The organism is Cellulomonas sp. P5_E12, assembly GCF_054049315.1.
Map to the genome: position 1 here is coordinate 99,920 of NZ_JBFUMP010000006.1, position 24,783 is coordinate 124,702.

General features: G+C 72.6%; 30 protein-coding genes. 12 read left to right on the forward strand and 18 right to left on the reverse strand.

Features of this window, described 5'->3' with window-relative positions:
• The first annotated feature begins 3 nt into the window (after positions 1 to 3).
• Entirely contained in the window at positions 4 to 507 is a 504-nt protein-coding gene (locus tag ACXJKA_RS06855) for a hypothetical protein (RefSeq protein WP_456824437.1), read from the forward strand.
• Positions 508 to 519: 12 nt separating this feature from the next.
• On the opposite strand, the gene ACXJKA_RS06860 is transcribed toward ACXJKA_RS06855, so the two are convergent.
• From ACXJKA_RS06860 to ACXJKA_RS06870, 3 genes are read right to left on the reverse strand one after another with little or no spacing between them, the layout of a single operon-like run.
• Positions 520 to 915 (reverse strand): hypothetical protein, encoded by a 396-nt coding sequence (locus ACXJKA_RS06860; protein ID WP_456824438.1) that lies wholly within the window; start codon positions 913 to 915, stop codon positions 520 to 522.
• Between the two features lie 19 nt (positions 916 to 934).
• Entirely contained in the window at positions 935 to 1,873 is a 939-nt protein-coding gene (locus tag ACXJKA_RS06865) for a hypothetical protein (protein ID WP_456824439.1), read from the reverse strand.
• A 9-nt stretch (positions 1,874 to 1,882) separates the two neighbouring features.
• A complete protein-coding gene (locus ACXJKA_RS06870; RefSeq protein ID WP_456824440.1) occupies positions 1,883 to 2,464 on the reverse strand; it encodes a CGNR zinc finger domain-containing protein in 582 nt (193 codons plus the stop codon).
• 58 nt (positions 2,465 to 2,522) lie between these two features.
• Here ACXJKA_RS06870 and ACXJKA_RS06875 point away from each other — a divergent pair, with 58 nt between their 5' ends.
• Positions 2,523 to 4,031: an MFS transporter gene (locus ACXJKA_RS06875; protein WP_456824441.1), complete on the forward strand. Its 1,509-nt coding sequence runs from the start codon at positions 2,523 to 2,525 to the stop codon at positions 4,029 to 4,031.
• Here ACXJKA_RS06875 and ACXJKA_RS06880 read toward each other — a convergent pair.
• The gene (locus ACXJKA_RS06880; RefSeq protein WP_456824442.1) at positions 3,984 to 4,778 is read right to left on the reverse strand and encodes a class I SAM-dependent methyltransferase; all 795 of its coding nucleotides are present in this window, start codon (positions 4,776 to 4,778) and stop codon (positions 3,984 to 3,986) included. The genes ACXJKA_RS06875 and ACXJKA_RS06880 overlap by 48 nt on opposite strands.
• 207 nt (positions 4,779 to 4,985) lie before the next feature.
• Here ACXJKA_RS06880 and ACXJKA_RS06885 point away from each other — a divergent pair, with 207 nt between their 5' ends.
• The 7 genes from ACXJKA_RS06885 to ACXJKA_RS06915 all read left to right on the forward strand — a co-directional run bounded on the left by ACXJKA_RS06885 (position 4,986) and on the right by ACXJKA_RS06915 (position 9,646).
• On the forward strand, positions 4,986 to 5,558 hold the full coding sequence (locus tag ACXJKA_RS06885) for a hypothetical protein (protein ID WP_456824443.1): 573 nt from the start codon (positions 4,986 to 4,988) through the stop codon (positions 5,556 to 5,558).
• Complete coding sequence (locus ACXJKA_RS06890; protein ID WP_456824444.1) at positions 5,555 to 6,286, forward strand: glycosyltransferase family 2 protein; 732 nt, start codon at positions 5,555 to 5,557, stop codon at positions 6,284 to 6,286. Before ACXJKA_RS06885 ends, ACXJKA_RS06890 begins: the two co-directional genes overlap by 4 nt.
• Positions 6,287 to 6,521: 235 nt before the next feature.
• Positions 6,522 to 6,920 (forward strand): VOC family protein, encoded by a 399-nt coding sequence (locus tag ACXJKA_RS06895; RefSeq protein ID WP_456824445.1) that lies wholly within the window; start codon positions 6,522 to 6,524, stop codon positions 6,918 to 6,920.
• Between the two features lie 16 nt (positions 6,921 to 6,936).
• On the forward strand, positions 6,937 to 7,437 hold the full coding sequence (locus tag ACXJKA_RS06900; protein WP_456824446.1) for a metallophosphoesterase family protein: 501 nt from the start codon (positions 6,937 to 6,939) through the stop codon (positions 7,435 to 7,437).
• A 99-nt stretch (positions 7,438 to 7,536) separates the two neighbouring features.
• Entirely contained in the window at positions 7,537 to 8,553 is a 1,017-nt protein-coding gene (locus tag ACXJKA_RS06905; RefSeq protein WP_456824447.1) for an iron-containing redox enzyme family protein, read from the forward strand.
• Positions 8,550 to 8,750, forward strand: a complete 201-nt coding sequence (locus ACXJKA_RS06910; RefSeq protein WP_456824448.1) for a CDGSH iron-sulfur domain-containing protein — start codon at positions 8,550 to 8,552, stop codon at positions 8,748 to 8,750. The genes ACXJKA_RS06905 and ACXJKA_RS06910 overlap by 4 nt, the downstream gene beginning before the upstream one ends.
• 32 nt (positions 8,751 to 8,782) lie before the next feature.
• The gene (locus ACXJKA_RS06915; protein WP_456824449.1) at positions 8,783 to 9,646 is read left to right on the forward strand and encodes an SDR family oxidoreductase; all 864 of its coding nucleotides are present in this window, start codon (positions 8,783 to 8,785) and stop codon (positions 9,644 to 9,646) included.
• Between the two features lie 4 nt (positions 9,647 to 9,650).
• Here the strand turns inward: ACXJKA_RS06915 and ACXJKA_RS06920 are convergent, their stop codons facing one another.
• Genes ACXJKA_RS06920 through ACXJKA_RS06945 form a run of 6 tightly spaced genes read right to left on the reverse strand, consistent with a single transcriptional unit; the run spans position 9,651 to position 13,630 of the window.
• Positions 9,651 to 10,379: a DUF72 domain-containing protein gene (locus ACXJKA_RS06920; protein WP_456824450.1), complete on the reverse strand. Its 729-nt coding sequence runs from the start codon at positions 10,377 to 10,379 to the stop codon at positions 9,651 to 9,653.
• Positions 10,376 to 10,729: a PRC-barrel domain-containing protein gene (locus tag ACXJKA_RS06925; protein WP_456824451.1), complete on the reverse strand. Its 354-nt coding sequence runs from the start codon at positions 10,727 to 10,729 to the stop codon at positions 10,376 to 10,378. The genes ACXJKA_RS06920 and ACXJKA_RS06925 overlap by 4 nt, the downstream gene beginning before the upstream one ends.
• Complete coding sequence (locus ACXJKA_RS06930) at positions 10,716 to 11,108, reverse strand: hypothetical protein (RefSeq protein ID WP_456824452.1); 393 nt, start codon at positions 11,106 to 11,108, stop codon at positions 10,716 to 10,718. Before ACXJKA_RS06930 ends, ACXJKA_RS06925 begins: the two co-directional genes overlap by 14 nt.
• Positions 11,105 to 12,334 carry an NRAMP family divalent metal transporter gene (locus ACXJKA_RS06935; RefSeq protein ID WP_456824453.1) on the reverse strand — a complete coding sequence of 410 codons (1,230 nt, stop codon included), beginning with the start codon at positions 12,332 to 12,334 and terminating at the stop codon, positions 11,105 to 11,107. Before ACXJKA_RS06935 ends, ACXJKA_RS06930 begins: the two co-directional genes overlap by 4 nt.
• Entirely contained in the window at positions 12,331 to 12,789 is a 459-nt protein-coding gene (locus ACXJKA_RS06940) for a hypothetical protein (RefSeq protein ID WP_456824454.1), read from the reverse strand. Before ACXJKA_RS06940 ends, ACXJKA_RS06935 begins: the two co-directional genes overlap by 4 nt.
• A gap of 52 nt (positions 12,790 to 12,841) precedes the next feature.
• Positions 12,842 to 13,630, reverse strand: coding sequence for a PIG-L deacetylase family protein (locus ACXJKA_RS06945; protein ID WP_456824455.1), 789 nt, complete (start codon positions 13,628 to 13,630; stop codon positions 12,842 to 12,844).
• Between the two features lie 92 nt (positions 13,631 to 13,722).
• Here ACXJKA_RS06945 and ACXJKA_RS06950 point away from each other — a divergent pair, with 92 nt between their 5' ends.
• Positions 13,723 to 14,484, forward strand: coding sequence for a deoxyribonuclease IV (locus ACXJKA_RS06950; protein ID WP_456824456.1), 762 nt, complete (start codon positions 13,723 to 13,725; stop codon positions 14,482 to 14,484).
• A gap of 3 nt (positions 14,485 to 14,487) precedes the next feature.
• Here ACXJKA_RS06950 and ACXJKA_RS06955 read toward each other — a convergent pair whose 3' ends face one another.
• The 3 genes from ACXJKA_RS06955 to ACXJKA_RS06965 form a co-directional block, all read right to left on the reverse strand.
• On the reverse strand, positions 14,488 to 15,558 hold the full coding sequence (locus ACXJKA_RS06955; protein ID WP_456824457.1) for a DNA polymerase IV: 1,071 nt from the start codon (positions 15,556 to 15,558) through the stop codon (positions 14,488 to 14,490).
• A 45-nt stretch (positions 15,559 to 15,603) separates the two neighbouring features.
• Positions 15,604 to 15,840 (reverse strand): LuxR C-terminal-related transcriptional regulator, encoded by a 237-nt coding sequence (locus ACXJKA_RS06960; protein WP_456824458.1) that lies wholly within the window; start codon positions 15,838 to 15,840, stop codon positions 15,604 to 15,606.
• Between the two features lie 140 nt (positions 15,841 to 15,980).
• Entirely contained in the window at positions 15,981 to 17,507 is a 1,527-nt protein-coding gene (locus ACXJKA_RS06965) for an MFS transporter (RefSeq protein ID WP_456824620.1), read from the reverse strand.
• Between the two features lie 246 nt (positions 17,508 to 17,753).
• On the opposite strand from ACXJKA_RS06965, the gene ACXJKA_RS06970 reads away from it, so the two are divergent.
• Entirely contained in the window at positions 17,754 to 20,024 is a 2,271-nt protein-coding gene (locus ACXJKA_RS06970; RefSeq protein WP_456824459.1) for an AAA family ATPase, read from the forward strand.
• Between the two features lie 3 nt (positions 20,025 to 20,027).
• Here ACXJKA_RS06970 and ACXJKA_RS06975 read toward each other — a convergent pair whose 3' ends face one another.
• From ACXJKA_RS06975 to ACXJKA_RS06985, 3 genes are all read right to left on the reverse strand, one after another.
• A complete protein-coding gene (locus tag ACXJKA_RS06975; protein ID WP_456824460.1) occupies positions 20,028 to 20,351 on the reverse strand; it encodes a carboxymuconolactone decarboxylase family protein in 324 nt (107 codons plus the stop codon).
• Positions 20,352 to 20,586: 235 nt separating this feature from the next.
• Positions 20,587 to 20,967: an SHOCT domain-containing protein gene (locus tag ACXJKA_RS06980; protein WP_456824461.1), complete on the reverse strand. Its 381-nt coding sequence runs from the start codon at positions 20,965 to 20,967 to the stop codon at positions 20,587 to 20,589.
• Positions 20,968 to 21,038: 71 nt separating this feature from the next.
• Complete coding sequence (locus ACXJKA_RS06985) at positions 21,039 to 21,431, reverse strand: DUF7144 family membrane protein (protein ID WP_456824462.1); 393 nt, start codon at positions 21,429 to 21,431, stop codon at positions 21,039 to 21,041.
• Between the two features lie 135 nt (positions 21,432 to 21,566).
• Between ACXJKA_RS06985 and ACXJKA_RS06990 the strand changes: the two genes are divergently transcribed.
• Positions 21,567 to 22,121, forward strand: a complete 555-nt coding sequence (locus ACXJKA_RS06990) for a potassium channel family protein (RefSeq protein ID WP_456824463.1) — start codon at positions 21,567 to 21,569, stop codon at positions 22,119 to 22,121.
• 22 nt (positions 22,122 to 22,143) lie between these two features.
• Here ACXJKA_RS06990 and hpaD read toward each other — a convergent pair whose 3' ends face one another.
• A complete protein-coding gene (gene hpaD / locus ACXJKA_RS06995) occupies positions 22,144 to 23,250 on the reverse strand; it encodes a 3,4-dihydroxyphenylacetate 2,3-dioxygenase (RefSeq protein WP_456824464.1) in 1,107 nt (368 codons plus the stop codon).
• 1 nt (position 23,251) lies between these two features.
• The gene (gene hpaE / locus ACXJKA_RS07000; RefSeq protein ID WP_456824465.1) at positions 23,252 to 24,751 is read right to left on the reverse strand and encodes a 5-carboxymethyl-2-hydroxymuconate semialdehyde dehydrogenase; all 1,500 of its coding nucleotides are present in this window, start codon (positions 24,749 to 24,751) and stop codon (positions 23,252 to 23,254) included.
• Positions 24,752 to 24,783 lie beyond the last annotated feature (32 nt).

Below are 24,783 nucleotides of genomic sequence, written 5' to 3' on the forward strand. Positions count from 1 at the left end.
AGCATGCCCATCGGACCTGTTCAGCTGCTCGTGGTCGCCTTCGACCAGCCGAACTTCACCGGCGAGATCCTCGACGAGCTCGCCTACCTGCGCGACAACGACCAGATCCGGCTGATCGACGTGCTCGTCGTGCAGAAGAACGACGCCGGGGCCATCGAGGCGTTCCGGCAGAGCGACCTCTCGATCCCCGAGGCCGAGGAGTTCGGTGCCACGGTCGGTGCACTCCTCGGGCTGGGCCTGGCGGGGGAGGAGGGTGCCGAGGCCGGCGCCATCGCCGGCGCCGACGCAGGGTCGGACGGCCACCTCATCGACGACTCCCAGGTGTGGGACGTCGCGGACTCGATCCCCGACGGCAGCGCGGCCGCGATCGCGCTCATCGAGCACATCTGGGCGATCCCGCTGCGCGGGGCGATCGCGCGGGCCGGGGGCGTGCCCGTGACCGACGCGTGGATCCACCCGCTCGACCTGGTGGACGTCGGGCTGCTCGCGTCCGACGAGCTCGACTAGCAGGAGCAGCGGCTACCCGTGGCCACCGTTCGTCACCTGGTCGCCCGTGGCCGCCGCGAGTGCCTCCAGGTCGCGCCGGGCGTGCCGGTGCGAGGCGGAGACACGCACCTCCCCGCCCAGGCCGGACTGCTCGACGCCGGGATCCGCGGTCAGCAGCAGGAGGGTCCGGCCGGCACCCTGCGGCACGAGGTGTGCGGCGACGCGGTAGTCGATGCCGTACCAGCGCCCCAGGCCGCCGGCGCCCTCGCCCGGGGTGGCGGAATCGATCGCCACGTCGGCGTGCTCGAGGTGCCAGGTCGTGCCCGGGAGGGTCATGTCGGCACCCGCGGCTCGGGTGAGTGCCTCCCAGGCGACGTCCTTCGACACCGGTAGGTCGATGCTCGACTCGGTCTCCTTGGGGACGCCCATCTGGTGATTCTCCACCCGCTCAGCTCCCGGCGTCCCACCACGCGAGCACCCGCAGCGCGCGCAGGGTGTTCCACCGGCTCGGCCGACCCACGCCGTCCTCGAGCTCGAAGTGGACGCGACCCGCGGGGACGCGGTCGAGCAGCCACCGTCCGTCGGGCTGCCGGCGCGAGCGGACGTGCTCGACGGCCTCCGCCATGCGGGGGTCCGGGTCGACTTCCGCGCCGCGGAAGTAGTCGAGCGCGCGCAGCACGTCGTACTGCCAGTAGTACGGGAACGYGAGGTCGAGGTACGTGGGATCGGCCACCTCGCCAGTGCTCAGGCGTCGGAACAGCCCGCGCTCGAGCAGGTACGCCTCGCCGCCCCGACGGGCCTCGCGGACGGCGGCCGAACCGCCGGTCGCGCGCTCGAACACCAGCAGCCCGTCGAGCACGTCGATCGTCGTGTCGAACGAGGACCGCACCGACCCGTTCTCGACCTCGCAGTTCCACCCGCCGTCGGGCAGACGCTCGCCCAGCACCCGGTCGACGAGCGGGGCGACGTCCACCCCGAAGTAGGCGCCCGACTCGATGGTCCGGCCGTTGATGCAAGGCTCGACCTCGCCGTCGAAGTACCGCTGGCCCGCGTGCTCCCACCTCCCGTTCTCCGCGACGAGCGCGACGGCGCGGCGGGCCGAGGCGGACGCCGGGTCGAGGCCGAGGATCTGCAGGGTCTGCAGCGTGTGCATCGTCGCGGTCCACGGCTGACCGGGCTCGTCGCCCGCGTAGCCCGCGGGGAAGCACGCGCCGCCCGCCCACAGCCCGTCGTCGTCCTCGAGCGCCAGCAGCCGAGCGCCCCACCCCTCTGTCTCGACGCGGGCCCGCTCGGCCTCGACGTCGTCGGGTGGTGCGTCCGTCAGGTCGCGCAGCACCTGCCAGCGGATGGCGGGGTCGCCCTCGAGCAACCACTCGATCACGTCCATCGGTCCAGGCTAGGCGCGGCCGGTCCGGGCGGCGTAGGCACGCTTCATCTTGACGCGGTTGCCGCAGTCGGTCATCGAGCACCAGCGTCCCGACCGGTTGCGTGACGCGTCGTAGTACGCCCATCGGCACTCGTCGCGCGCGCAGACCTTGAGCCGCTCCCAGACTCCGTCGGCGCGGGCCCGGTCGACCGCGGCGAGCAACCGGGCCACCGCGGTCGCGACGGGGGCGGGATCCGCGGGCGCGAGCGCCCGGTCGCCTGCGGCGTCGAACCGGACGACGAGCGCCGTCGATGCGAGCGCCGCGTTGAACCGGTCGAGCGTGGGTGCGTCGGGGGCGTGTCCGGCGTTGACGAGCAACAGCTGGCGCAGGCCCTCGCGGACCGCGATGGCCCGCTCGACCTCGGCGTCGTCGAGCACGCCCGCCGGGCCGGCGAGGCCGTGCGCGTCCAGCCAGGCGCCCAGCGCGGCGGGCGACGACAGCTCCTCGGTGCCGGCCGCCAGGTCGGCCGAGTTGACGAAGTCCTTCACGGCGAGCGCGGCGGGCGGGATCTCGGCCCGGACGTTCGCGTCGGCACTTCCCACGTCGCGCATGACACCACTCTAGCCACCTGAGTGGTGTGACACCGCTCACAGCGGTTCACTGGAGTGCATGGCCCAGACCCAGTTCCGCGCCGGGACGCGAGAGTGGACCGCCCTGGCTGTGCTCGTGCTGCCGTGCCTGGTGGTGTCGATGGGCTCGAACGTGCTGCACCTCGCACTCCCGGCGATCTCCGAGCAGCTGCGCCCGACGAACGCGCAGCTGCTGTGGATCGTCGACGGCTACGTGTTCCTGCTGGCGGGCTCGCTCATGGCGATGGGTGCGCTGGCGGACCGGGTCGGCCGTCGGCGGCTGCTCCTGCTGGGCGGCGGCGCCTACGGGGTGCTGTCCCTGCTGGCGGCCCTGTCCACCACCCCGCAGATGCTCGTCGCCGCGCGCATGCTGCTCGGCGTTGCTGGCGCCACGCTCATGCCGTCGACGCTGTCGTTGATCCGCTCGATGTTCGCCGATGCCCGTCAGCGCAGCACGGCGCTGGGGGTCTGGACCGCGAGCTTCGCGCTCGGCGGGGTGATCGGCCCCGTCGTCGGCGGGCTGCTGCTCGGCGCCTTCTGGTGGGGGTCGGTGTTCGTCGTCGCGGTCCCGGTCATGCTGCTGCTCGTGGTGCTCGGCCCGCGCCTGCTGCCCGAGTTCCGCGACGAGGACGCGGCCCCCGTCGACCTGCGCAGCGCCGGGCTCTCCGTCGTCGCCGTCCTCCTGGTCGTGTACGGCGTGACCCGGCTCGCCGAGTCCGGCACAGGCGCTGAGCCGCTGGTCGCGCTGGTGGTCGGCTCGGCGGCCGGCGTCGGTTTCCTCACGCGTCAGCGCAGCCACCCCACGTTCGGGCTGGAGCTCTTTCGGCGACGGGCGTTCGCGCTCCCGGTCACGACGAACGCGATCGCGTTCTTCGTGCTCTACGGGATGCAGTTCCTGCTCGCGCAGTACCTGCAGCTCGTGCTCGGGCTCTCGCCGCTCGAGGCGGGCCTCTGGACGATCCCGTCGGCGCTCGGCTACCTGGCCGGGTCGGTGGCCGCGCCGCGCGTCGCCCACCGGCTGCGCCCGGGCGCCGCCCTCGCGGCCTGCCTCGTGGTGTCCGCCCTCGGGTTCGCCCTGCTTGTGCCTGTCCCGAACGGCGGAGGTCTGCCGCTCTACGTGGTGGCGTCGGTGATCCTGTCGTTCGGCCTCGCCCCCGTGTATGTCGTCGCGACCGGGCTTGCCGTGTCCGCCGCGCCGGTGCGCCAGGCCGGGAGGGCGTCCGCCCTGCTGGAGACGTGCACCAACCTGGGGGGAGCCCTGGGGATCGCGGTGCTCGGGAGCGTCGCCGGCGTGGTGTTCCGTGACGGGATGTCCCAGCCGCCGCCCGCCGGGGTCCCCGACGACGCGTGGCAGGCGGCGCACGGCACGCTCGGGCGCGCGATCGACGTCGCCCGCGACCTGCACCCGGCGGCCGCCGGCGAGCTGCTCGACGCGGCGCGTGGGGCGTTCGGCGAGGCGTTCCAGTCGACGCAGCTGCTCGGCGCCGTCCTCCTCGGCCTCTCAGCGGTCGCCATCGCGGTGCTGCTGCGTCGAGTCCCCGGGCGTTGAGCGCGCGCACCACGCCACGGCGGCGACCTCGAACGGTCCGGCCGGGACGAGCCGCGCGGCGCGCGCCCGGAGCGCGTCGCGTTGGGCGTCCGCGAGCCCGGMGACATAGGACCCCGCCGGCCCGACCCCGAGCGTGAAGGTCTCCCACCACTCGTCGAAGGACGCGTAGGCGGCGGTCACGGTCTCGCTCCAGGGCACCACCTCGCGCAGGTGGGCTGCACGGAAGAGCGTGGCCAGCTGCCCCGCGCGGGCGCCTGGCTGGTGCGACTCGTCCACGGCCGAGGGGTCGACCTCGTGCACCGCTCGCCAGAAGCCTCGGAGCGGACCGCCTCCGCCGGCGTGGTCCCACACGCTCGCGGCCACGACCCCGCCGGGCCGGGTCACGCGGGCCATCTCCACGAGCCCCGCGACGGGGTCGGTCATGAACGGGACGACGAGCTGCGCGGCGACGAGGTCGAAGGCGTCGTCGGCGAACGGCAGCGACTCGCCCACGGCGATGTGTACCCGCAGGCCGGGAAAGCGAGCGCGTACCGCGGCAACGAAGGACTCCGACGGGTCCACGGCCACGACGGCGTCGACCCCGAGCCGCGCGACCAGCTGCGCGGTCAGCGCACCAGGCCCGCACCCCACGTCGAGGGCGCGAGCACCCGGGAGCACACCGACCGTCGCGACGAACTGCTCCGCGAGCGGCTCGGAGTACCGGCCCATGAACCGGTCGTACGCCGCCGCGCCGACGTCGAAGCCCATGGTGCGACGGTACGCGTGGTGCGGGCCGGCCGGCCTGGGGCCGTCGGGTGCGAGCGGGCCGTCGAGGGGGCCGCCGACGACGGCGACGGACCGAGTCTCGCCCGGCGCGACCGTCGGCCGTGGCGCACCATGGGGGTCCGGGTCGAGGAGCTGCCCGTGCTCGGGAGGTGCGGCGCGGGCCGGATCTCGACCCCGGAAGGCGCACCCATGCTGCAGGCGTCCGCGTGGCCGCGCCACGTCGTGCCTGGCGATCTCGTCCGGGCGCTCGCCGCGGTCAGCGTCGTCGTCGGGACCTGGCTGTCCGGGCCTGTGGCGACCGCGCTCTTCCTCCTCGTGCTCGGCGGGTCGCTCGTTCCGCGGGTGATCGGGGTCCCGGCGTCGCTCGACGTGGCGTACTGCGGTGCCCTCGTGCTGGCGGCCTGGGCCGCGCAGCTCGGGTGGTACGACGCGGTGGGCTGGCTGGACGTCGCGGTGCACGCGGTCGCGACCGGCCTGGTCGCGCTCGTCGCCGTGCTCGCGCTCGTGCGCTGGGGCGTCCTGCCCTCGGACCTCGTCGACGGTGCCCGCCACCCACGGTGGGGGAGCGTCCTGCTTGTCGCCGGGACGGGCGGTGCGCTGGCGGTGCTGTGGGAGATCGGCGAGTGGGCCGGGCACACCTTCCTCGACCCGAGCATCCACGTGGGCTATCAGGACACGGTCGGCGACCTCGCCGCGGGGCTCACTGGCAGCGTCGTCGCGGGGCTCGCGCTGGCGCGCCGACGTCGGCTCGTCGTCGCATGAGCGGCCCGACCGTCTCGGTCGTCATCCCGGTCCGCGACGACGCGCCCGCGTTGCGCGAGTGCCTCGAACGCCTGAGCCGCCAGACGGTCGCGCCGTCCGAGGTCGTGGTCGTGGACAACGGGTCGTCCGACGCCACGGCCGCGGTCGCCAGGGCGTGGGGCGCCATCGTGGTGTCGGAGCCGCGCGTCGGCATCCCGAGCGCGGCCGCAGCCGGGTACGACCGCGCCCGCGGCGACGTCATCGCCCGCCTCGACGCGGACTCGCGCCCCGACCCGCGGTGGGTGGAGCGCATCGCCGCGCGCATGGCCGACGACCCCGAGCTCGACGCCGTGACGGGCTCCGGTCGGTTCTTCGACCTGGCTCCGATGGTGCGGGACGTCGCGTCCGGCGCCTACCTGGGTGCGTACTACGTGCTGGCGCACCTCGCGCTCGGCCACACCCCGCTGTGGGGGTCCAGCATGGCGGTGCGCCGCGGGTCATGGCTGGAGGTCCGCGCCACCGTCCGGCGCGACGACCCCGAGGTGCACGACGACCTCGACCTCGCGTTCGCACTCGGTCCCGGTCGGCGGATCCGGTTCGACCCCTTCCTGCGCGTCGGGGTGTCCGCCCGGTCGCTGCGCGGGCACGCGCAGCGCGTGCACCGGCTCGACCGCGCCTGGCGGACGCTCCGGCTCAACTGGCAGGACGCGCCGCCATGGCACCGGTGGTGGGCGCGCCTGGCGCGGTGACCGGACCGAACGGCTCAGCCGTGCACCACGCCCGCGCTCTCCCGCGTGCCCCAGCGCCTGGAGATCCGCCCGCGGGAGCGCCGGATCGGCCTGGACGATCGAGGGGATCTCCTCGGGCGAGGGGGCGGACGTCCTGCGTCCTACCACCGGGACGGAGCGCCTGCCAGAGTGGGTCGGGTCCACCGGGCGGGAGCACGGCGCGCGACGGTCCCGTCCGACAACGAGAGGAGGACTCATGGCGACGTTCCCGACGATCCGGCAGGTCGTGCTCGACACGACCGACGTCCGCCGGCTGGCGGAGTTCTACCGCGAGCTGTTCGGGCTCGAGTACCGGCCCGGCGACGAGCCCGAGAACGCCGAGCAGGACTGGCTCGTGCTCCGGTCGACCAGCGGCGTCCCGCTCGCGTTCCAGCAGGTCGACGCCCTGCCGGAGGTCACCTGGCCGGAGGGTCCGATCCCGCAGCAGCTGCACCTCGACACCACGGTGCCCGACATCGCCGAGCTCGACGTCCAGCACGAGCGGGCCCTCCGGCTGGGCGCGCGGCTCCTGTTCGACCGGTCCGACGACCTCGAGGAGCCGCTGCGGGTCTACGCCGACCCTGCGGGCCACCCGTTCTGCATCTTCGTCGGCTGACCGGGCGGGAGGAACCGTGCAGCTGGTCCTGCTCGCGGACACGCACCTGCCGCGCCGCGCCCGCGACCTGCCGGCCGTGGTGTGGGAGGCGGTCGACGCCGCCGACGTCGTGGTCCACGCCGGCGACTGGGTCTCCGTCGACGCGCACACCGCCCTGGCCGCGCGCTCGCGGCGACTGGTCGCCTGCTACGGGAACAACGACGGTCCCGCGCTGCGGGAGCGGTTGCCGCTCGTCGCCCGGGTGGAGCTGGACGGCCTGCGGCTGGGCGTCGTGCACGAGACGGGGGCGGCGACCGGCCGCGAGCGCCGCTGCGACGACGAGCACCCGGACCTCGACGTCCTCGTGTTCGGCCACAGCCACATCCCGTGGGACACGGTCACCCCGCGAGGGATGCGACTGCTCAACCCGGGCTCGCCGACGGACCGTCGACGACAGCCGTTCGCGACGTTCATGACGGCGTCGGTGGTCGGTGGGCGCCTGGTCGACGTGGAGCTGCTTCGTCTCAGCCGACCCTGACGTCCGGGAGCGGTCGCGGTCCAGGCCGCCCTGGCGCAGGCTGAAGGCAAGGCTTGCTGCTCCAGCATCGGGCGGCTGTACCCGGACGGAGCTCGACGCATGAAGCTGCCCGTACCGCGAGGACCCCTGGGTTCCTCGCTCACCGACCTGCTGGTCCACCCACCGCACGCCGACGCCGTCGCGGACGCGTCGCTGGTGGATCGTTGGCGCACCGCCGCGGACGTCCCCGACCCCGTCGTCGACGACGACCTGCAGCTCACGCTGTGGACGCTGTACGCACTCCACTACCGCGGGTTCGAGGGCGTGGACGACGCCTGGGAGTGGGATCCGGCGCTGCTGCGCCTGCGCCGGATCCTGGAGGAGGCGTTCGAGCGGGCGCTCCGCGACGCCGTGCCGGTCCCGCCCGAGACCGCCGCGGAACGCGAGGCCGTGGCGTCGGCGCTCTTCGCGATGACCGCCCCGGGACCGGGCCCGAGCGTCGCCCGCTACGTGAGCAGGACCGCCGACGCCGCGCAGGTGGAGGAGCTCCTCATCCACCGGTCGCTGTACCAGCTGATGGAGGCCGACCCCCACACGTGGGCGATCCCGCGCCTGTCCGGAGCCCCGAAGGCGGCGCTGGTCGAGGTGCAGTCGGACGAGTACGGCGGCGGCCGGCCGGAACGGATGCACAGCGCGCTGTTCGCCCGAACGATGCGCGGCCTGGGCCTCGTCGACGACTACGGGTACTACGTCGACCGGATCCCCGCGGTCACGCTCGCCGCCCTCAACCTCATGTCGTTGTTCGGCCTGCACCGGCGCTGGCGCGGCGCGATCGCCGGGCATCTCGCCGCGTTCGAGATGACGTCGTCGCTGCCCAACCGCCTGTACGGCGACGGCTTCCGGCGCCTCGGCCACGACGCCGCCACCACCGAGTACTTCGACGAGCACGTCGAGGCCGACGCCGTCCACGAGCAGATCGCCGGCCGCGACCTGGCCGGGGGACTCGCCGAGCAGGAGCCGGAGCTCGTCGTGGACGTCCTGTTCGGCGCCGCCGCCTGCCTGCACCTGGACGACCGGGTGGGTCGGCACCTGCTCGGTGCCTGGTCGGCGGGCACCTCGTCCCTGCGAGCGGCATGAGCGCGCCGCAGCCCCCCACGATCGAGGCGTGCCCCAACGGTCCGCTGCTCGTGCGCGGGGACGTCGAGCTCGTCGACGGGGCGGGCGTCCCCCTCGAGCGCCGACGGCGCACCGTGGCGCTCTGCCGCTGCGGCGCGTCCGCGATCGCCCCGTTCTGCGACGGCAGCCACAAGGCCATCGGCTTCGTCGCCCCCTGACACCCGCACCCCGACGAGAGCAAGGAGCAGCCATGCCCGACGACGACACGACCTTCCCCGCCCAGCAGCAGCAGCCCCCGGGACTGACGGGACAGATGTCGCCCCGGCCAGACCACGGCGAGAACAGCTACGAGGGCAGCGGCAAGCTCACCGGCAGACGAGCGCTGATCACCGGCGGAGACTCGGGCATCGGCCGCGCGGTCGCCATCGCCTTCGCCCGGGAGGGGGCCGACGTCGCGATCGGTTACCTGCCCGAGGAGCAGGTCGACGCGCAGGAGACGGCCCGGTGGGTCGAGCAGGCGGGCCGCCGCTGCGTGCTACTGCCCGCCGACCTGCGCGACGAGGGCGCCGCGCGCGCATCCGTGCGCGACGCGGTCGAGCAGCTGGGCGGGCTGGACGTCCTGGTCAACAACGCCGGCTTCCAGATGGCCCGGCGGGAGTCGATCGCCGACATCACGACCGAGGACCTGGACCGGACGTTCACCACCAACCTGTACGCACTGTTCTGGGTCACCCAGACCGCCCTGGAGCACCTGTCCGACGGGGGAGTGATCATCAACAACTCCTCGATCCAGGCCTACCAGCCGTCGGAGTCGCTGCTCGACTACGCCTCGACCAAGGCGGCGATCAACAACTTCACCGTCAACCTCGCCGCGGAGGTCGGGTCGCGCGGGATCCGGGTCAACGCGGTCGCGCCGGGACCCATCTGGACGCCCCTGCAGCCCGCGACGCAGCCGACGGAGAAGATCGAGAAGTTCGGGTCCGACACACCCCTGGGTCGTGCCGGTCAGCCCGCCGAGGTCGCCCCCGCGTTCGTCTTCCTCGCCTCGGCCACGACCGCGTCCTACGTCTCGGGCACGGTGCTGGGCGTGACGGGGGGCAAGCCGGTCTTCTGATGCCTCAGGCGCCGAGGATCCAGCGCAGCGTCCGGGCGTTGTGCACCGCGTTCCCGCCGCCGTCGTTGTTGAAGTAGACGAGGACGTCGCGTCCGTCGTGCGACCACTCGCGGATGCGGTCGGCCCACCAGCGCAGGTCGTCGTCGGAGTACGAGCCGCCGTAGAGGTGGTCGTGGTCGGGACCGTGCATCCGCACGTAGACGTACGGCGCGGTGGCGCGCAGCACGCACGGCAGGTGCGCGCCGCTCATCACGCACGACGCGGCGCCGTGGCGCTCGAGCAGCGCGAAGACGTCGTCGGCCTGCCACGACGGGTGGCGCAGCTCGACGGCCACGCGCACCCAGTCGGGCAGCGAGCCGAGGAACCAGTCCAGCCGGGCGTCGTCCCGCTCCTGGTCGGGGCGCAGCTGGACGAGCACGACCTCGCGCCGCTCGCCCAGCTCGTGCCAGGAGCGGGCGATGCGCTCCGACCAGGCCTCGGGCGCGTACAAGCGCTTGGCGTGGGTCAGGCCGCGCGAGGCCTTCACCGACATGCCGAACCCGGGCGGCAGGCGGCGCCGCCAGCCGGCGAACGTCGACTCGCGCGGCCACCGGTAGAAGCTGGCGTTGAGCTCGACGGTGTCGAACTCCTGCGCGTAGCGGCCGAGCCGGTCCCACGGCGGCAGGCCCGGGGGGTAGAGAACGCCGTCCCAGTGGTCGTAGGACCAGCCGGACGTCCCGATGCGGATGCTCACGGACGCTGGGTGGGCGAGCCGGGCAGGTCGGCGGCGAAGCGCCGGAACCCCGCACGCAGAGCGACGGCGTCCCCGGTCACCGACTCCACGTCCGTCCAGTGCACCAGGAACGTGCCGCGGTGGCGCCATGCGAACCAGCGCGCCAGCACCGCCGGAGCGTTGACGCCGTTGCGCTCGTAGCCGAGGAACGACGTGCCCGTGCGCGGGCTGACCAGCAGCCCGTGCAGCCGCGGCGCCGCCAGGAGGCCGTCGAGCGGTCCGTCCAGCGCGAGCCGGACGTCGACGACGAACCCGAGCCGGGCTCCGCCTGGGTCGAGGACGGGGGAGTCGAGCAGGTCACCCAGGATCATGGCTGCCTCCGGGGATGCGCGTGATGATGTGGTCGCGGACCCAGCGCTCGGTCCACGTCACGTCGAGCTCGGACCCCTGCACCCCGAGCTTCACCGTGGTGCCGACGTCCGCGACGTGGGCCCAACGGATCCGGTGCCAGCGCGACGAGGGCGGCCGTCCGCCGAAGACCCGGGTGGCCAGCACGGCGCCGCTGAGCAACGAGGTCACGACGGCCGGCTGGGAGCCGTCGGGTCGGTCGCTGCCGTCGACGCCGTGCACCTCGAGGTCGTCGACCGTGCAGACGGGAACCCCGTCGACGTCCAGGACCTGCCGGTCCAGCAGGTGCAGGCGCGCGTCGAGCACGAGGCCCGGTGGGCGCTCGTCCGGTGGGAGGCTCATGAGCCCGCTCCCGTCACGATCATCAGGGGGATCGCGGCGACGGACGCCACCACGATGATCACGAGGTAGACCAGCGCGAACGCGTTGGTGACGCGGCCGTTGACGTACGTGCCCATGTACTCGGGGTCGTTGGCGACGACGAGGATCGGCAGGTACGTCAGCGGCAGCGCGATGGCGGAGAAGACGACCGAGAACTCGGTGATCTTGATCGGGTCGACGCTAGTCATGAGGACGCCGACGGCGACGAGCAGGCAGATGATCATGGTCAGGTGGAACCGGGCGGCCTGAGACGGCCGGCGGAACTTGCCCCACGACCAGCCCATGAACTGCGCGAGCGTGTAGCCGCTCGACAGGGACGTCTCGAGTGCGGCCCCGAACGTGGCGGCGACGATGCCGACGATGACGACGGCGAGCGCGAGCTTGCCGCCCGCGAGCGCGACCGGCAGCACGATCTGCGAGAGCGACGAGACCTCGATGCCCTTCGGCAGGAACACGATCGCGGCGCACGCGGCGATGGCGACGGACAGCACGCCGCCGAGCGGGAAGCCGACCAGCACGTTCATCCGGGACTGCACGAGGTCCTTGACCTTCCACTTCTCCTCGACGGCACCGGAGGAGAAGAAGAACACCTCGTACGGTGTCATCGCGGCCCCGAACAGCGCGATGGCGTAGTACCAGTACACGGCCTGCCCCTCCTGGGCCGGCGCCGTGGGGTGGAGCGCCTGCTGGGCGAGGTCTCCCCAGTCGGGCCCGAGCAGGAACACCGCGACCGCGAACACGATGAGCGTCAACCCGACCAGCCCGGTGACGTTCTCCATGATCGAGAACCGCGTCCGCCAGATGACCAGCCACACGGCCAGCCCGGCCACCGGGATCCAGAGCCGCGGCTCGACGCTGCTGGCCAGCTGCAGCGCGAGCGCGATGCCGCCGACCTCGGCCGTGAGCGTCAGCAGGTTGATGAGGAACGACGCCGAGAGATTCGCGCCGGCCGCCCGGGGCCCGAGCCGCTCGCGGATGATCTCGAACGTCGCGCGCCCGCTCACGGCCGCGACGCGCCCCGACATCTGGGCGAACAGGCAGATGCCCACGACGCCGACGACCACCACCCACGCGAGCGACAGCCCGAACCGGGAGCCGACGACCGCGTTGGTCACCAGGTCCCCGATGTCGAGGAAGCCGCCGATCGCGGTGAGGATGYCGAGCGCGAGCCCGAGGACCTTCTTCACGAGGCACCCGCCTCGTCGAGCGTGGTGGTCAGCTCGTCCAGCTGGTCGGCGCTCGCGTCGAGGCCCGCGCGCACCACGTCGCCCGTCCCCGCCGCGTCGTTCGCCCAGCCGCGTGCGGCGACGACGGCCGCCTGCGCGTCGCGGACCGCGGCGAGCGCGTCCTCCTGCCACCCGGCGCCCCGGGCGTCGCCGGGCACGAGAGTGGAGACGGCGTCGGCGGCCTCCTMGAGCAYGTGGATCTGGTCGACGAGGGCGGTGTCCGTCACCGGAGGGGTCAGGCGGTCGTCGACGAGGAGCTGGACGGCGATCGTGGCGGTCTCGACGGCCGACGTCGCCTGCGCGACCGGGGCGGACAGGGCGCGCGCGTCGTCGGCGGGGCTCGCCGACGACCCGACCGCGCAGCCGGAGGCCACGACGATCGCGAGAAGGGCGGGGATGCCGCGTGCGCCGTGCATGAACGCATCGTCGTTCCGCAGCGGCCGGACCGCACGGCGAGAGCGCCTCGCCTCAGCCGAGACCCTCGAACACGTCGGTCAGGCAGGCGTCGTCGGGCCCGCGCGGCGGCCAGGCGATGACGTGCGTCTCGCTCGTGGTGCCCCAGACGAACGAGCCGTCGTCCAGGCCGGCAGGCATCAGCACGTGCGCCTGGCTGCGGTGCTCCCGCAGGCCGGCGAGCACCTGCGCGGAGACGGTGGCTGTCGGCACGTCGATGCCGATCAGCGCGTCCGGCGTCCCGCGCAGGTGGTAGAGCCGGTCCGGCACCCACGGTTCGAACCCGTGCGACGCGCGCCACGCCTGGTGCCTGTCGAACCACGACTGCCGGATCCCGCCGTGCAGGAGCCGGCGCAGCCCGGGGCCGCCGTCGGCGCGCACCCGGTCGAAGGCCGCGTCCGTGGCCGCGCCGATGGCGATGTGATCGGGATGACCGGTGATCCCGTCGGGACCGAACGTGAGGACGACGTCGGGCCGCTCCTCGTCCAGGAAGGCGGCGACGCGGTCCACCAGGTCGGGGAGCGGCACGCCGGCGACGTCGCCGTCGGGCAGGCCGAGCCAGTCGTGCCGGTCCGGCACCCGTCCCACTGCCTGCCACGCCCGCTCGTCCTCGACGCGGCGGAGCGCGCCCAGCCCCTCGGGTCCGACCTCGACACCAGGCGCGACCTCACCCGCCCCGCCGTCGGTCGCGTGCAGGACCACGAGCCGGAGCTCCGGATCGGCCGCGTGCAGGGCGACGGTCCCGAACGACCCGTACGTCTCGTCGTCGGGGTGGGCGAAGCACAGACCGAGCGTGCGGGTCATGCTGGGCACGGTACAGCGTGCGGCGCTGCAGCCACGGCGGCTGTGGGCGTCTCGGTCTAGCCTGGCGCCTGGTCCAGCGGAAGGAGATCGTCGTGGTCCTGATCGGCGCTCACGTGCGCGGCGACGACCCGGTGGCGGCCGCCGCCGAGCTCGACGCGCAGTCCGTGCAGCTGTTCCTGGCCGACCCGCAGGGGTGGAAGAAGCCGGTGCCGCGCACCGACGCCGACGCGCTGGTCGCCTCGGGCCTGGGCATCTATGCGCACGCGCCCTACCTGGTCAACGTCGCGTCGACGAACAACCGGATCCGCATCCCGAGCCGGAACATGATCGCGCAGCACACGGCCGCGGCCGCGACCCTGGGCGCCCGTGGGCTGATCGTGCACGGCGGGCACGTCGGCGACGGCGACGACATCGCGGTCGGCATCGACAACTGGCGCAAGACCTTCGAGCGGGCCACGTTCCCCGTGCGGGTGCTGGTCGAGAACACCGCGGGTGGCGAGAACGCGTGCGCCCGGACGCTCGACCGGATCGCGCTGCTCTGGGACGCGATCGGCGAGTACGACGTGGGCCCGTGCCTCGACACGTGCCACGCGTGGGCCGCGGGGGAGGACCTCGAGACCCTGGTCGAGCGCGTCCGCGCCGTCACCGGCCGGGTGGACCTCGTCCACGCGAACAGCTCGCGCGACCCGCACGGCTCGGCGCGCGACCGGCACGCCGGCTTCGCGACCGGGACGATCCCGCCCGAGCTCATCGCGCACGTGGTCCGGGAGGCGGGGTGCGACGCGATCGTCGAGACGCCCGCGGAGACCCAGGCCGACGACATCGCCTTCCTCCGGGCGGCGCTGGCCGGCTGACGGTCAGATCCGGCCGCGCACCGGGGTCCGGTCGACCGGGTCGTCGGGCATGGCCATCTCCGCGCGCACGCCGAGCAGCCGCACCTCGCGGTCCTCGAGCTTCTCCGCGAGGGCCATCGCCGCCTCGACGACGGCTTCGGCGTCGCGCGTGGGCTCGGCCAGCTTGCGGCTCATGCCCTTGGTGACGAACGGCGCGTAGCGCACCTTGAGCGCGACACGGATCACCGGTCGCCCGTCCTGCGCGGTGTCCTCGACCACGTCGCGCGCCAGCCGGCGGATCGCCTCGCGCACCTGCTCCGGCGTCGTGAGGTTCTGCTGGAACGTCGTCTCGCGGCTGTGGCCGCGCGGCACCCAGGGGCTGTCGTCGACCGTCACCGGTCCGAGGCCCTGCCCGAGCTCGTGGTACCAGAGGCCCATCCGTGGCCCGAACTCCGCGACCAGCGCGTCGGCCGGCGCGGCCGCCAGCTCGTGGACGGTCGCGATCCCCAACCCGGCGAGCCGCTTGGACACCTTCGACCCCACGCCCCACAGCTCGCGGGTCGGTCGGTCACCCATCACCTCGAACCAGTTCTCTGCGGTCAGGCGGAAGACACCGGCCGGCTTGCCGAACTCGGTGGCGATCTTGGCGCGCACCTTGTTGTCCCCGATGCCCACCGAGCAGTGCAGGTGCGTCTCGCGCAGGACGTCCTCCTGCGCCCGCCGGGCCAGAGCCTCCGGGTCGTCGGTGCGGGCTCCCAGGAACGCCTCGTCCCACCCGAGCACCTCGACGACGACGCCGAGCGAGCGCAGCGTCGTCATCACGCGCTCCGACGCCGCCTCGTACTCCGGCGCGTCCACCGGCAGGAACACCCCGTCGGGCAGCTTGCGCGCGGCGATCCGCAGCGGCATGCCGGAGTGCACCCCGAACACCCGTGCCTCGTAGGACGCGGTCGACACGACTCCTCGCTCGGTCGGGTCGCCGCGACCGCCGACCACGACCGGCCTGCCCGCGAGCTCCGGGCGGCGCAGCACCTCGACCGCCGCGACGAACTGGTCGAGGTCGACGTGCAGCACCCAGGCCGTGTCTGCGCCCATGCCCCGAGTCTGCCCGGTCGAGGCGCCGGTCTCACGGGAAGTGGGTCAGATGCCGTGGGCCTGCGCCCAGGCCACCGCCTCGGCGCGCGTGGACACGCCCATCTTGCGGTAGGCGCTGCGGAGCTGAGACTTCACCGTGTTGCGGGTGACCCACAGCCGGCGGGCGATCTCCTCCAGGGTGATGTCCTCACCGAGCTCCGCCAGGACGACGCGCTCGCGATGCGTGAGCGCGCCCACGCCTGTGGCGGGCGTCGGGGTGTGGTGCTGCGTGGTACCTGTCACGGTCTCCTCCAGCGGGGTGGCTCCATCCGGCGGGTTCGCGTATGCCTGCCCCGCGGTATGTATCGGCAGGACCGTGCCCGATATTGAGGTTTTGTCGACCATCCGGCGTGTCGGGCCCCTGACGTGCGGGTCTGTGCCGGTCAGCCCCAGACGGCGGCTTCGACGGGCGCCGTCGGTGGTGCCTGGGGGAGGCGCGTCATGCGGAACGAGATCGTCAGCCCGGTGAGCGCGGCGAGCAGCGGGATGAGCATGGCGATCTGGAGCGCCAGCGGGCGCGCCTCGGTGTTGATCCGGATGATCTCGTCCTGGGTGGCCGGCGGTTCGTCGACGAGCAGCGCGTCGAGGGCGGTGTTGCTCATCACCTCGGCGTCGTGCTCGAGGACGTCGGCGACCTCCGTCTGCTCCGGCGCGGACAGCACGGTGCTCTCCGACGCCATCGACGTGAAGATGGTCGACAGGGCGGCCAGCAGGATCGCGCCGGCGAACGCCAGTCCGAACGACAGCCCGAAGGACCCCGCCGCCGAGTTGACGCCGGCCGCCTCGCTCACGCGCTCCTCGGAGATCGGGGCCAGGGTGTAGTTGTTCAGCTGGGAGACCAGCAGGCCGAGACCGGACCCGGCGATGATCAGGGGGATCACCAGCCACCACCCGGAGTCCGCCCGCGGGACGATGGGCAGCACGAGGGCGATGCCGGCGGCGAGCAGGGCGAAGCCCCACCGGATGATGCCGCTGGGGTTGCGCGTCCCGGCCTTCTTTCCGGCGAGGACGGCGACGGCGAACATGCTCAGGGACAGCGGAGCCAGGGACAGACCTGCCTGCATCGCGTTGTACTCCAGCACGATCTGCAGGTAGATGGGCAGGGCGATCATGGTGCCGCCCAGCGCGATCTGCTGCAGGGTCTGCTGGGTGATGCCGAAGCGGAAGACCTTCGAGCTGAACAGGTCCGGGTCGATCAGCGTCGGCTTGGCCTGCCGCTTGCGCCGGGCGAGCCAGTAGACGAGCGAGCCGAGGGCGACGACGCCCACCGCCAGGATCGCGAGGACGGACTCGCCACCCTCCTGCCACACGAGGATGCCGAGCACGACCCCACCCATGCCCAGGACGGACAGGACGGCTCCCACCGAGTCGATCTTGCGAGGCCCCGTGTACGGGACGTCCTTGACCAGGCCGATCCCGGACAGCACGACCGCGATCACGACGACCTCGAGCAGGAACGCCAGGCGCCAGGACAGGTAGGTCGTGATGAAGCCACCGATCAGGGGGCCGACGCCGGCGGCGATCGCGGCGGCCGCCCCGACCAGCGCGTAGGCCTTGCGCTGCGCGGCTCCCGCGAAGTTGCCGTGGATCAGGGACTGCATGGCCGGCAGGAGCAAGGACGCGCCGAGGCCGCCGATGATCGCCCAGAAGACGATGATCGCGGTCAGGCTCTGCGCCAGGGCCATCGCGGACGCGCCCACCGCATAGGCGAGCAGGCCCACGATGTACGCCTTCTTGCGGCCGTAGAGATCGCCGATCTTGCTGCCGATCAGGATGAACGCGGCGGAGACGAGGGCCTCGAGCGCGATCGCCGACTGGACGCCGCTGACCGTCGTGCCCAGGTCGTTGACCACGGCAGAGATCGACACGTTCATCAACGAGGTGTCCACCACCAGGACGAACATCGCCATGGCCAGCAGGATCGCCAGTCGGGGGCTGCCTGACGTCTCCTCGACGGTCGCGTTCTCCTGCGGCTCTGACACGGGGGCCCCTCTCAGGTCCTTGCTCGTCGACCACGTCGTGGTCGACATGTACCGACACCTTGGCGGCCGAGTGCCCCGCTGTCCAGCATGGGCCCGCGCGTCGGAGCCCGGGCGTTTCGTCCGTCCCCGCGATCCGTCCCGTGCGCGGACCAGCCGTGCCCGTACTCTGCGAACGTGAGCGAGGAGCCAGGCAGGGCCAGCGCGAGCGCCGAGCTGGATGCCGTCCTCCTCGACGCGAAGCTGCGTGCGCCGCGGCCGCGTGCCGGCTCGGTCAGTCGCGCCGCGCTCGTCGACCGGGCTCGTCGGAGCGGGTGCCGCGCGGTGGCGATCACGGCGCCGGCGGGCTACGGGAAGACCTCCCTGCTCTCCGAATGGGTGGCCGCCGAGGAGCGGCGGGTCGCCTGGGTGTCCCTGGACCGGCTCGACGACGATCCCGTCGGCTTCCTCACGCTGCTGGCGTCCGCGTTCGTCCGGGCGACAGGGCGCGACCAGGAGCTGGTGGCCGACATGGTCGGTCCCGGCGACTCGGTGCTCGGCCGCGGGGCGCCGCGCCTGGCGGCGGCACTCAGGTCGAGCGAGGAGCCGTTCCTGCTCGTGCTCGACGACCTGCACGAGCTCCGGTCGCCGATCTGCCACGACGTGCTCGGCATCCTCGTCGCCGGCGTGCCGCCGGGGTCGCAGATCGCCGCGGCCAGCCGCGCCGCGCAGCCGTTCGTGCCGCTGCTGCGCACCGAGGGCGATGTGGTCGAGATCCTCGCGGAAGACCTCGCGCTCGACGCGGCAGGGGCCGAGCAGATCTTCGCCTCTGTGGACGTCGAGGTCACGCCCGAGGAGGCCGACCTCGTCACGCAGCGGACCGAGGGATGGCCCGTGGGCATCTACCTCGCGTCCCTGATCGCCCGGGACGGCGGCCGGCAGGCGGCCGCCGCGGTCACCGGCGACGATCGGTTCGTCTCCGACTACCTGCAACGTGAGGCGCTGCTGCACCTGCCCGGCCAGACCCTGCAGTTCCTGCGCCGGACGTCGGTGCTCGACCAGATGAACGCCTCGCTGTGCGACGCGGTGGTCGGTGCGCCGGGCGGCTCGGGCGAGGCGGGGGCGCAGGAGACGCTGCGCGCTCTGGAGTCCTCGAGCGTGTTCCTGGTCCCGCTCGACCGCCGCCGGGGCTGGTACCGGTACCACGCCCTGTTCCGGGAGTTCCTGCGGGGGGAGCTCGCCCGGGTCGAGCCTGACATCGTCATGAAGCTGCACCTGCGCGCGGCGGACTGGTTCGAGGCCCACGGGTCGCCCGTGCGTGCGCTCGAGCACCTGCTCAGCACCACCGAGCGGGAGCGGTCCGTCCACCTGGTCACCGCACTGAGCATGCCGACGTACCAGGCCGGTCAGATGTCGACGTCCGAGCGATGGCTGGCCACCCTGGGAGACGAGGCGATCGCGGGATACCCGCCGCTCGTGGTGCTCGCCACCCAGGCAGCCGTGCTCACGGGACGAGGCGCCGAGGCGGAGCGGTGGTCGGCGATCCTCGACGAGGCGACGTTCGACCTGCTGCCGGAGGACGGTACGGCCTCGTTCGACTCGGGTCGGGCCATGGTCCGGGCGCTGATGTGCGCCGGCGGGCCCGAGCAGATGCGGACGGACAGCGCGTTCGCGGCGGCATCCGAGCCCCGGTGGAGCGTCTGGCGGTCGCAGGCCCTGATGCTGCAGGGCGAGGCGAGCCTCCTGCTGGGTGATCGCACGCAGGCGGCCCGGCTGTTCGACGAGGCGTCCGCGGCCGCCACGCGGGACGGCAACGTCGTCCGGGTCGTGCTCATCGAGTCCGAGCTGGCGCTGCTCGACATGGACGGCGGGCGGTGGGACGACGCGGCCGACCGGGTGAGCCGCGTCCTCGGGCTGGTCGCCGCGTACCGCATCGACGACTACGCGGTCGCCGTCCTGGGGTTCGCCGCGGCAGCGCGCCTCCAGGTGCACCGCGGCGACGTCGAGGAGGCAGGTCGACAGCTCACGAGGGCGATGCGCGCCCGACCGATCTGCACCTACGCGATCCCGTTCCTGGCCGTGCGGGCCCGGGTCCACATGGCCCTCGCCTGTGTGGCGACGGGGGACCGCGTGGCCGCGCGCCACCTGCTCCGCGAGATCGACGACGTCCTGATGCGTCGACCGGACCTGGGGGACCTGCTCCGCGAGGTGGCTGGTCTGCGCACGGTCCTCGCCCCGAGCGTCGGCGGGGGCGCGGGCGCGCCGGGCACCTCGCCGCTGACCCCTGCCGAGCTGCGGATCTTGCCCTACCTGCAGACGCACCTGACGATCGCGGAGATCGGCGAACGGCTCCACGTCTCGCGGAACACGGCGAGCTCCCAGATCGGCTCCATCTACCGCAAGCTCGGCGTCAGCTCACGGAACGCAGCGGTCGGGCGAGCAGTGGCGATGAGGCTGCTGGGGCAGTAGCGGTCACGACTCCGTCGTGAGCTCGGGGTCGAACGGGTCGTAGCCCAGCCCGAGCGCGACCTTGGGTGCGGCCGCGACGACGCTCGGCAGACCGACGATCGGGATCGCTGCCGCCAGCACGTCGACGATCTCCGCGGTCGTCGCGCCGGCGCTCACGGCGTTGTCCACCTCGGCGCCGTAGGTGGGGACCGCGCCACCGATGGCGATCAGGGCCGCGAGGCGGACGAGGGCAACCACCTTCGCGTCGAGCACCTCGGGTTCGAAGCCGTGCTCGCCCGGGCTCGTGTCGTTGAGCGCGAGGTGGAGCAGTCGATCGGTGTAGTCCAAGGCTGTTGCCCGCCCGTGTCGTGTGTCGGATCCCTGGCATCGGTCCAGGGGGGTGGTGACGCCGTGCAGACGCCGAACGCCCCGCCTGGCCGCGGCGGCGGGCGGCGACCTGCGCCGCCGCCGCCGCGACCCTCAGCCGCGTTCTCGGTCTCCGAGAGCCGCAGCTCGAGGACTCACCAGTCCTGCCCAGATCTCGATGGGCAGGGGCGATTCGTCGGGAAGGGCTGGACCCGGGTCAGGCGAGGGCCTTGGCCTTCAGCGCCGCGAACTCTGCGTCGTCGATGGCACCCGAGTCGTGCAGGGACTTCGCGGCCGCGATGTCCGCGGCCGGCGAGGACGTCGAGGCGGTCTGCCGGATGTAGGCGTCGGTCTGTGCCTTGGCCTGGCCGAGCGCCTCGGCGTGCCGACGGCCCATGCCGTCGCCGCGGGCGATGATGTAGATCAGCGCCGACAGGAACGGCACGAACACCAGCGCGATGATCCACCCGGCCTTGGCCCAGCCGCCCAGCGACTTGTCGCGGAACAGGTCGCTGAGGATCTGGAAGAAGATCACGAGGTAGGCGAAGAACAAGAACCACCAGATCAAGAGCCAGAGCCACTGTCCGAACGTGTTCATGGGACCTTCTTTCGATCTCGACCCCTCGGGGTCATGGATGACGCGGGACGTGCGGGGAGGTCAGAGAACCGTCAGGCGGCGACGTCGCGCCCGTGAGCGGTGAGTGCCCAGATGACGAAGACGTCCAGGGCGATGATGATCAGGCTCCAGACCGGGTAGTACGGCAGCCACGCGAAGTTCAGGACCACGCTCGCCACGGCCACGATGACGCCGATGGTGCGTGCCCACACGGCGCCCCGGAACACGAAGAAGCCCGCGAACGCGACCAGGATGCCCACCAGGAGGTGGATCCATCCCCACGTGGTGACGTCGAACTCGAAGACCCACTCCTTGCCGACCACGTAGAACGTGTCGTTGAACAGCGCCACCAGACCCTGGATCGCGTGCAGCACGCCGACCATGATCAGCATCACGCCGGCGAAGACGCTCAGCCCCACTGCCAGGTCGCTGCGGTTCTCGCTCATGCTCAGATCCCCTCGACGGAACTCATGAATGTCGTCCTCGCGTCGACGCTAGGTCGGCACCAATCGGCTGACATCACGCAGACCGCATGAAAAGGTGCTCGGCAAGCGATCCCCGAAAGCATCCGGAGGCTGGGTATGGGTCAGGAGCAGGTCCAGACGGCGCGGCAGCGACGCCGGCTCCTCCTCCGCGTCCTGCTGCGGGTGCTGGTGTCCGCCACGCTCGTGATCGCCGTGTACTACGTCCTCCCGATGGACCTGGTGGCGCGTCTTCCGCTCTGGCTGCCGTTGGCGGTCGGGCTGGTCCTTCTCGCGGCGTGGGGCGCCTGGGAGATCCGGTCCATCACGAACTCCAGGACGCCGACGATCCGCGCCGTCGAGTCGCTCTCCGAGTACGTGCCGGTGTTCCTGGTGCTCTTTGCGGCCGGCTACTACCTCATGGCGCAGGCGGACCCGGCCAACTTCAACGTCGAGGGCCTGACCCGGACGGACAGCCTGTACTTCACGCTCACGATCTTCAGCACCGTCGGGTTCGGAGACATCACCGCCACGAGCCAGGGCGCGCGGATCATGGTCATGGTGCAGATGGTGCTCAACCTGGTCCTGATCGGTGCGGGGGTCCGGCTGCTCACGGCAGCCGTGCACACGGGCGTCGCGCGGCGCCAGGCCGAGAGCGCGTCCGACGACGCCTGAGCCGATCGGCGGGGAGCGCGCGTCAGAGCTGGTGCCCGAGCTTGTACTCGCCCTGCTTCCAGCTCGGCAGCTCCTCGGGAGCGTCCCCCTTGCGGGTGTAGGAGAACCCGTCGGCCCCGATCGTCACCTCCATCTCGCTGGAGTCCGTGCGCGCGACGACCGGCATCGGGGTGCCGTCGAGGTCGAGGACGAGGGACGCCTCGGTGTACCAGGAGGGGACGACCGGGTTGCCCCACCAGTCACGGCGCTGGTTGTCGTGCACGTCCCACGTGACCACGGGGTTGTCCGGGTCGCCGGTGTAGTAGTCCTGCGTGTAGATCTCGATGCGGTGCCCGTCAGGGTCGCGCAGGTACAGGTAGAACGCGTTGGACACGCCGTGGCGACCGGGTCCCCGCTCGATCCGGTCCGACATCCGCAGCGCGCCGAGCTTGTCGCAGATCGCCAGGATGTTGTGCTTCTCGTGGGTGGCGAAGGCGACGTGGTGCAGGCGCGGGCCGTTGCCGCCGGTCATCGCCGTGTCGTGGACGGTGGGCTTGCGGCGCATCCACGCGGCGTAGGTGGTGCCCGCCTCGTCCTGGATGTCCTCGGTCACCCGGAAGCCGAGGTCCTCCAGGTACCTCACGGCCCGGGGCACGTCGGGGGTCACCTGGTTGAAGTGGTCGATGCGCACGAGGGTGCCCGGCGTGTACAGGTCGTAGCGCCACGCGAGCCGCTCGACGTGCTGGACGTCGTGGAAGAACTCGTAGGGGAACCCGAGGGGGTCCTGGACCCGCACCGAGTCGCCGAGGCCCCGGGCGAAGCCGTCCGCCCGCCGCTCGACCCGGCACCCGAGCTCGGTGTAGAACGCGACCGCCTTGTCGAGGTCCTCCGGGGCGCGGACGCGGTAGGAGAGCGCCGCGACCGCCGCCACGGGACCCGTGCGCAGGACCAGGTTGTGGTGGATGAACTCCTCGTGGCTGCGCAGGTAGACGGCGCGGTCGTCCTCCTCGGTCACGACGAGGCCGAGGACGTCGACGTAGAAGTGGCGCGACGCGGCGAGGTCGGTGACGACGAGCTCCATGGAGGCGGCGCGCAGGATGTCGGGCGGCGGGGACGACGGCGTCGGGATGGGGTCGGTGGACGTGCTCACGTCAGTGTCCTTTGCCGAAGGTCGGGTTGTGCGCCGCGCCGAGCGTCACGTGCACGGCCTGCTGGTGGGTGTAGAAGTCGATCGAGCGGTACCCGCCCTCGTGTCCGAGGCCCGACGCCTTCACGCCGCCGAACGGGGTGCGCAGGTCGCGGACGTTGTTGCTGTTGAGCCAGACCATGCCCGCCTCGACCCCCTGGGCGAAGGTGTGCGCCCGCCGCAGGTCGTTCGTCCATATGTAGGCCGCGAGCCCGTACTTCACGCCATTGGCGAGAGCGAGCGCCTCCTCGTCTGTGTCGAACGGCGTGATCGCGACGACCGGGCCGAAGATCTCCTCCTGGAAGATCCGGGCGTCCGCCGGGACGTCGGCGAAGACGGTGGGTGCCACGTAGTTGCCGGTCGGGAAGCCGTCGGGCCGCCCGCCACCGGCGACGAGCCGACCTTCGGTCCTGCCGATCTCGATGTAGCCCATGACCTTGTCGTAGTGCTCGGGGTGCACGAGCGCGCCGACCTCGGTGGTCGCCTCGTGCGGGGGGCCGACGACGACGCGCTTCGCCTGGGCGGCGTAGCGCTCGACGAACTCGTCGTAGATCTCGCGCTGGACGAGGATCCGGCTGCCCGCCGTGCACCGCTCGCCGTTGAGCGAGAACACCCCGAAGATCGTCGCGTCGATCGCGGCCTCGAGGTCGGCGTCGGCGAACACGACGGCGGGGGACTTGCCCCCGAGCTCCATCGACAGGCCCTTCAGGTGCGGCGCCGCGTTAGCGAAGATGAGCTGCCCGGTCCGGCTCTCACCCGTGAACGAGATCAGCGGGACGTCCGGGTGCTTGACCAGCGCGTCGCCCGCCTCCTCGCCGAGGCCGTGGACGAGGTTGAACACGCCCGTGGGCACGCCGGCCTCCTCGAAGATCCCGGCCCACAGCGACGCCGACAGCGGCGTGAACTCCGCGGGCTTGAGCACGACGGTGTTGCCGGTGGCCAGCGCGGGGCCGAGCTTCCACGACTCGAGCATGAACGGCGTGTTCCACGGCGTGATGAGCCCGGCGACGCCGATCGGCTTGCGGTTGACGTAGTTGAGCTGGCGGCCGGGGACCTTGAAGGCGTCGTCGGTCTGGGCGACCACCAGGTCGGCGAAGAATCGGAAGTTCTCGGCCGCCCGGCGGGCCTGGCCGAGCGCCTGGGTGATGGGCAGGCCGGAGTCGAAGCTCTCGAGCTCGGCGAGCCGGGCGTCGCGCGACTCGACGATGTCGGCGACGCGGTGCAGGACCCGCGACCGCTCGCGCGGCAGCATCCGCGGCCACGGACCGTCGTCGAACGCCCGCCGCGCGGCGGTCACGGCGCGGTCGACGTCCGCCGCCTTGCCGGCCGCGGCGTGCACGTACGTCTCGTTGGAGACCGGGTCGAGCACCTCGAACGTCGCGCCGTCCGCCGAGTCGACGTGCTCGCCGCCGACGTAGTGCTGGATGCGCTCGGGAAGGTCGGCGGGCAGGTGGCGGGGGGTCATGGGCTCCCTCTCTCCGTAGGTCGCGGTCACGG